Annotated in this window: 3 protein-coding genes; all 3 read right to left on the bottom strand. The window is 69.5% G+C overall.

Annotation, left to right across the window (positions count from 1 at the left end):
* The coding region (gene ccsA, locus TSO221_RS34670; protein ID WP_146209019.1) for a cytochrome c biogenesis protein CcsA at positions 1-779 on the bottom strand (779 nt) is incomplete at its 3' end.
* Between the two features lie 7 nt (positions 780-786).
* Complete coding sequence (gene ccmE, locus TSO221_RS34675) at positions 787-1,245, bottom strand: cytochrome c maturation protein CcmE (RefSeq protein ID WP_109122978.1); 459 nt, start codon at positions 1,243-1,245, stop codon at positions 787-789.
* Positions 1,242-1,463, bottom strand: coding sequence for a heme exporter protein CcmD (gene ccmD / locus TSO221_RS34680; RefSeq protein WP_109122979.1), 222 nt, complete (start codon positions 1,461-1,463; stop codon positions 1,242-1,244). Before ccmD ends, ccmE begins: the two co-directional genes overlap by 4 nt.
* Positions 1,464-1,642 lie beyond the last annotated feature (179 nt).

The raw sequence follows: 1,642 nt of genomic DNA on the forward strand, positions 1-1,642 counted from the left end.
TGCAGCAGCGCGGTGCCGGCCAGCCACGGCATGAACGAGGCGTTCTCGACCGGGTCCCAGTACCACCAGCCGCCCCAGCCCAGCTCGTAATAGGCCCACCAGGAGCCCAGCGCGATGCCGGCGGTCAGGCAGATCCAGGCGGCCAGCGTCCACGGGCGCACCCAGCGCGCCCAGGCCGGATCGACCCGTCCCTCGATCAGCGCGGCGACGGCGAAGGAGAACGCCATCGAGAAGCCGACGTAGCCGGCGTACAGGAACGGCGGGTGGAAGGCGAGGCCGGGGTCCTGGAGGAGCGGGTTGAGGTCGTGCCCGTCCAGCGGCGCCGGGAAGACGCGGGTGAACGGGTTCGACGTGATCAGGATGAACAGCAGGAAGCCGACGGCGATGATTCCCTGCACCGCCAGCACGCGGGCCTGCAGCGTGGGCGGCAGGTTGCGGCCGAAGGTGGCGACGGCGGCGCCGAACGCCGCCAGCATCACCACCCACAGCACCATCGAGCCCTCGTGGTTGCCCCACACGCCCGACACCTTGTAGAGCATCGGCTTCAGCGAGTGGCTGTTGTTGACCACGTTGAGCACGCTGAAGTCGGACACCACGTGCGCCCAGGTCAGCGCGGCGTAGGCGACGCCGATCATCGTCACCTGGGCGAAGGCGGCGGGGCGGGCGACGTTCATCCAGGCCCGGTTGCCGGTGGCGGCGCCCACCATGGGCAGCGTGGACTGCACCAACGCCACGAACAGCGTCAGCACCAGCGCGTAATGGCCGAGTTCGGGAATCACCGAAACCTCACTGCTTCAGCGTCTTGGCGGTGTCCTTGAAGTGCTCGGCGCGCTTCAGCGCGTCGGTCACCTCGGGCGGCATGTACTTCTCGTCGTGCTTCGCCAGCACCTCGCGGGCGACGAAGACGCCGTCGGGGCGCAGCTTGCCCTCGGCGACCACGCCCTGGCCCTCGCGGAACAGGTCGGGCAGCTGGCCGCGGTAGGCCACGGCCACGCCGGCGACGCCGTCGGTGACGCGGAACTCCACCGACACGCCGTCGGGCAGGCGCTTGACGGTGCCTTCCTCGACCAGCCCGCCCAGGCGGAAGCTGCGGTCCTTCACCTCGGCGACCTTGGTCTGCAGGTCGGACGGGCTGAAGAAGAACACCAGATTGTCCTGGAACGCGGTCAGCGTCAGGGCGGTCGCCGTGCCGAGCCCCAGCAGGGCGAGCAGCAGCATGTACAGGCGGCGTTTCTTGCGAGTCATCCTTCACCCATCTCCGCCGCCGCGCCATCCGGGCCGGCAGCCTCTCGGCGGGAGCGGCGGCGGGTCGGCCGGCTCCCTTCCAGCGCCTTCAACGTCGCCTCGCGCTCCCGCAGGCCGCGCAGCGAAGCCACCAGGAGCCCGACCATCACCAGCGCCGCCAGCGCGTAGGCGGGCCAGACGTATGCGGCGTAGCCGCCCATCGCGAAGAACTCGGTCATGGCGTTCAACTGGTCGTGTCCGTTCGGCGGTTCAGATCGTGCCCACTGCATACGGCATCAATGAGGCCGTACGCTTTGATCGAAAGCAAACTGGTCCCCGTCAGCCGCGCGCCTCGGAGAAGCGCAGCGTCTGCACCTTGCGGCCGATGATCTCGGCCTTGACGCGCAGCAGCACGACG

Origin of the sequence: Azospirillum sp. TSO22-1, assembly GCF_003116015.1 — a bacterium.
Taxonomy (GTDB): domain Bacteria; phylum Pseudomonadota; class Alphaproteobacteria; order Azospirillales; family Azospirillaceae; genus Azospirillum.